At 63.1% G+C, this 5,148-nt stretch carries 2 protein-coding genes and 1 pseudogene; all 3 read right to left on the bottom strand.

From position 1 onward, the window contains the following. Window positions 1-92 precede the first annotated feature (92 nt). Window positions 93-383 (bottom strand): annotated as a pseudogene (locus ACW9I6_RS30635) (peptidylprolyl isomerase); the annotation flags it as partial. 27 nt (window positions 384-410) lie between these two features. Continuing rightward, a complete protein-coding gene (locus tag ACW9I6_RS30630) occupies window positions 411-2,948 on the bottom strand; it encodes a PAS domain-containing hybrid sensor histidine kinase/response regulator (protein WP_023658930.1) in 2,538 nt (845 codons plus the stop codon). A gap of 135 nt (window positions 2,949-3,083) precedes the next feature. Continuing rightward, complete coding sequence (locus ACW9I6_RS30625) at window positions 3,084-5,042, bottom strand: acetoacetate--CoA ligase (RefSeq protein WP_457340176.1); 1,959 nt, start codon at window positions 5,040-5,042, stop codon at window positions 3,084-3,086. Window positions 5,043-5,148 lie beyond the last annotated feature (106 nt).

Genomic DNA, 5,148 nt, shown 5'->3' with positions numbered 1-5,148 from the left:
TGGGAATGCAGCCAGGGACGCTCTGCGTCCCAAGAGCGGACGCAGAGCGTCAGGTGAGGCATTCCCACGCGGAGCGTGGGAACGATCAGCCATCAATCGCGGTAAAACACTTGCACCAGGTGATACCCGAACTTGCTCTTGATCGGCCCATGAACCACCTTCACGGGCTTCTTGAAGATCACCGCATCAATCACCCCCACCATCTGCCCCGGCCGCACTTCACCCAAATCACCGCCGCGCTTGGCGGAAGGGCAGGTGGAGTACTTCTTGGCCAACACATCAAACGCTTCGCCCTTGGCAATACGCTGCTTGAGCTGTTCGGCTTCCTCACTGGTTTTCACCAGAATGTGACGGGCTTGGGCTTTCATTGATCGGTCCTGATGTGAAACGGCGCGCGATTATGCCTGAAGTCAGGCCTCTGAGCTGATCATGCTGCGGATTTTGTTGGCCAGCAGGTCAATCGAAAACGGCTTGGCCACCATGTCCATGCCTTCCTCCAGGAACCCCTGGCGCTCGGCGGCTTTCTCGGCGTAACCGGTCATGAACAGCACCTTCAGGTCCGGCCGGTGTTGCCGGGCGATTTCCGCCAGTTGCCTGCCGTTCATCCCCGGCAAGCCCACATCAGTCACCAGCAAATCCACGCGCAAGTCGGACTCCAGCAACGGCAGCGCCGCCCGTGCATCCGCCGCCTGGTGTGCGGTGTAGCCCAGTTCATCCAGCACATTCACCACCAGCATCCGCACTGCCGGGTCGTCCTCGACCACCACCACGGCTTCGCCTTCCAGCGCCACCGGGGCTTCGCCCTGGGTAGCGGGTGTGGTCCGCTCCAGTGCCGTGCCATGCAGGCGCGGCAGGTACAGGCGCACGCAGGTGCCCTGGCCCGGTTCGCTTTGGATGGTCACGTGGCCGCCGGATTGCTGTGCAAACCCATAGATCATCGACAGCCCAAGCCCAGTACCCTGGCCGATGGGCTTGGTGGTGAAGAACGGGTCGAAGGCCTTGGCGAGGATTTTCGCGGTCATGCCTGCGCCGTTGTCGCTCACGCCGAGCATCACATAGTCGCCGGCCTTGACCGGTTCCAGGGTGGTGATGTCGGTGCCGTCGAGGTAGCTGTTGGCGGTCTCGATGCACAATTGCCCACCGTCGGGCATCGCATCGCGGGCGTTGATCACCAGGTTGAGCAGAGCGTTTTCCAGCTGGCTGGCGTCGGTGTTCACCGGCCACACGTCGGTGCCCAGTTGCACCTTGAGTTCGATGTGCGCGCCCTTGGTGCGGCGGAACAGGTCTTCCAGGGACGCCACCAATTGATTCGGGTCGACCGGCTTGCGGTCCAGGGATTGGCGGCGGGAGAAGGCCAGCAGGCGATGGGTCAGCGCAGCGGCGCGATGAGCCGAGGATACGGCGGCGTCGGTGAAACGGCCGATCTCGTCGCTGCGCCCGGCGGCGATATAGCGTTGCATCAGGTCCAGGCTGCCGATGATCCCGGTGAGCATGTTGTTGAAGTCATGGGCGATGCCGCCGGTGAGCTGGCCGACCGCTTCCATCTTCTGGGCATGGCGCAGGGCGTCTTCGGCACGCTCGCGCTCGAACATCTCGTTTTGCAGGCGCTGGTTGGCTTCGGCCAGGGCCTGGGTGCGCTGGCTGACGCGCTCTTCGAGGTTTTCGTTGAGGTGGCGCAGGGCTTCTTCGGTCAGTTTGCGCTCGGTCTCGTCGATCACAAAAATATAGAAACCGTTGACTGAACCGTCAGCGCTGAAACGCGGCAGGTACTTCATCAGCGCGTGGCGTGGCCGCCCGTCATGGTGCGGGGTGACGGTAACGAAACTGCAGGCCTTGCCCTTGAGCGCCGCCTCGATCTTGTCGACGCGCCCGGCATAGATTTCGTCGCCCACGACTTCGCGGATGCTCTTGCCGTACAACTCCTGCGGGGTCATGCCGTACCATTCCAGATAGGCACTGTTGTTCAGGCGAAAACGCTGCTCGTGGTCGACATAACCGATCAGCACCGGCATGGCGTTGATGATCAGTTGCAGCTCGGTCTGGCTTTGGCGCAGGGCCTGTTCGGTGTGCTTGCGTTCGGTCAGGTCGAGGGCGGCGCCGAGAAAACGCGCCGGTCGGCCATGGTGGTCCTTGTAGCAGCGGCCCCGGGCAAACACCCAGCGCACTTCGCCGTCGGCGCGCTGCAGGCGGTATTCCTCGGCGTACTCGGTGCCGTGGGTGATGCAGTGCTTGATGCTGCGGGCCACCATGCCACGGTCTTCGGGGTGCACGCCTTGCAGGTAGTCGCTGATGGGCAGCAGGTCGGCGTCGCACGGGTCAACACCGTGCAATTGGGCGAAATGGGCGTCGGCGATAAAGCGGTCTTCGCCGATATCCCAGTCCCAGGTGCCCACGGCATCGGTGGCGGCCAGGGCCAGCTGCAGGCGTTGCTCGGTGTTGCGCTGGGCCTTGAGGCTGTTCTCGGTGCGCTGCTGCAGTTCCAGGGCGATGCGCCGGCGCTCGTTGGTTTCGATGGCGGTGATCAGGATCCCGGCGACCTCGCCACGCTCGTCGCGGATCGGGCTGTAGGTCAGGTCGAGCCAGATCTCGGTGTCGCGGTCGTTGCGCTGCAGGACGAAACGCTGCTCGGTGAAGGTGCGCACCTGGCCCATGAGGACGGCGCTGTAGATCGGGTCGGTAAACGGCTTGAGCTCAGGCCAGATCAGGTCAGCCGGTTGGCCGAAGGCGGCCGGGTGCTTGTTGCCGGCCAGCATCGCGAAGCCATCGTTGTAGATCTGGGTGAGTTCGGCGCCCCACAGCAACAGCATCGGCATCGGTGAATGGATCACGATGTCGACGGCGGTACGGAGACTTTGCGGCCAATCAATGGCGTCACCGAGGGGGCTTCGTGCCCAGTCCAGCCGCGCAATCAGTGCTGCGGCCTCGCTGCCGGTGGGTGATACGTTCATGTAAATGCCCTGCGCGTAACGCTTGAAGAATGACAAAAGCCGATTATCCCGTGAGGAGTGATCGGCTTTCCACCCTCGAAAAATAGCATGCTTGAGGGGTTTGTCTTCAAATGAGTGCTTAAAGGCTAAAACGTTTCATCTTTCTGCCAGCTCCCGGCGATCACGAAATTGCTCCAGCGCTTCGGGGTTGGCCAGTGCGTCGGTGTTCTTGACCGCCTCCCCATGCACCACGTTGCGCACCGCCAGCTCGACGATCTTGCCGCTGATGGTGCGCGGGATATCCGTCACCGCGAGGATCTTCGCCGGCACGTGGCGCGACGTGGTGTTGGCGCGGATCACCTGGCGGATCTGCTGCTCCAGGCCGTCGTCCAGTTCGATGCCATCGTTGAGGCGCACAAACAGCACCACTCGCACGTCATCCTGCCAGCGTTGGCCGATGGCCAGGCTTTCCAGGACCTGAGGCACTTTTTCCACTTGGCGATAGATCTCCGCGGTGCCGATGCGCACCCCTCCGGGGTTGAGCACCGCATCCGAGCGGCCATGGATCAGCAGGCTGCCATTGGGCCGCTGTTCGGCGTAGTCGCCCTGGGCCCACACGCCGGGGAACTGGCTGAAATACGAAGCCCGCAGTTTTTCCTGATGCGGGTCATTCCACAGGCCGATGGGCATTGCCGGGAAGTGCCGGGTGCACACCAGTTCGCCTTTTTCGCCCACCAGCGGGTGGCCCTGGTCGTCCCAAACTTCGATAGCCATTGCCAGGCTCTTGCACTGCATCTCGCCACGGCGCACCGGCAGCACCGGGTTGCCGATCACGAAGCAGGACACGATGTCGGTGCCGCCCGACATCGACGACAGGCACAGCTCGGGCTTGATCTCGCGGTACACGTAGTCGTAGCTCTGGGGCGACAGCGGCGAGCCGGTAGAAATCAGGCCCTTGAGGCTGCCCAGGTCATGGCTCAGCCGCGGTTGCAGCCCGGCCTTCTCCAGGGTGGCGAGGAACTTGGGGCTGGTGCCGAACACGCTGATTTTTTCCTGGTCGATCAGGTCCATCAGGCGTTCCGGCCCGGGGTGAAACGGCGAGCCGTCATACAGCACCGCCGTGGCGCCGATGGCCAGTACCGACACCAGCCAGTTCCACATCATCCAGCCACAGGTGGTGTAGTAGAACAGGCAGTCGTCCCGCGACAGGTCGGCGTGCAGGCCGTGTTCCTTGAGGTGGGTGAGCAATACGCCGCCGGTGCCGTGGATGATGCACTTGGGCACGCCGGTAGTGCCGCTGGAATAGAGGATGTACAGCGGATGATCGAAGGGCACGGCGACGAAATCGGGCTCACCGCCGGGGCTGTAGAAGTCGTCCCAGAGTGCGACGTGGGCCCGGGTCTGATAATCCTCGGGCCGGGCTTGCGGGCGGGCATACGGCACGATGATCAATTGTTGCAGGGACGGCAGCCGTTCGAGGATTTCATTGAGCTTGCTGCTTTGGTCGATGACCTTGCCGGCGTAGCGGTAACCGGCGCAGGTGATCAGCACCTTGGGTTCGATCTGGCCGAAGCGGTCGATCACGCCCTGGGTGCCGAAGTCCGGCGAGGAGCACGACCAGATGGCGCCGAGGCTGGTGGTGGCGAGCATGCCCACCAGGGTTTGCCAGGTGTTGGGCATGCACGCGGCCACCCGGTCCCCCACGCCCACGCCGGCCGCCCGCAGGCTGCGCTGCAGGCCGGCGACATGGCGGGCCAGTTCGGCGTAGGTCAGTTGCTCGCGCTGGCCGTCTTCGCTGATCGCGACCACGGCGGGGTGATCGTCGCGGCGGCGCAGCAGGTGTTCGGCAAAGTTCAGGGTAGCGCCGGGAAACCACTGGGCGCTGGGCATCTCGGCGTCTTCGATCAGCACCGCGCTGGGCGGCGTGCGGAACTGCACGTCGAAGAACTCGACAATCGACTGCCAGAAGTCCGGGCGCTGGTCGATGCTCCACTGGTGCAGGGCCGGGTAGTCGCTGATCTGCAAGGCATGGCGATCATTGATGAAGCGCCGGAACTGATCCATCCGGGTGTTGTGGATGCGTTCGGGGGAGGGTTGCCAGAGTATTTCGGACATAAGGAAATCTCTTTTTTATTATCTGATCTATCTAACGACACCGATCAAAATGTGGGAGCGGGCTTGCTCGCGAATGCGGTGGGTCAGTTCCAGATGTGTCAACTGA

Source organism: Pseudomonas sp. SDO5522_S412 (assembly GCF_054071215.1).
This window is presented reverse-complemented; position numbering and strand designations above follow the sequence as displayed.

Bases quoted from the DNA above. Each gene is read 5' to 3' on its own strand.
- ACW9I6_RS30625 (WP_457340176.1), bottom strand. From the start codon at position 5,042: ATGTCCGAAATACTCTGGCAACCCTCCCCCGAACGCATCCACAACACC.
- ACW9I6_RS30630 (WP_023658930.1), bottom strand. From the start codon at position 2,948: ATGAACGTATCACCCACCGGCAGCGAGGCCGCAGCACTGATTGCGCGG.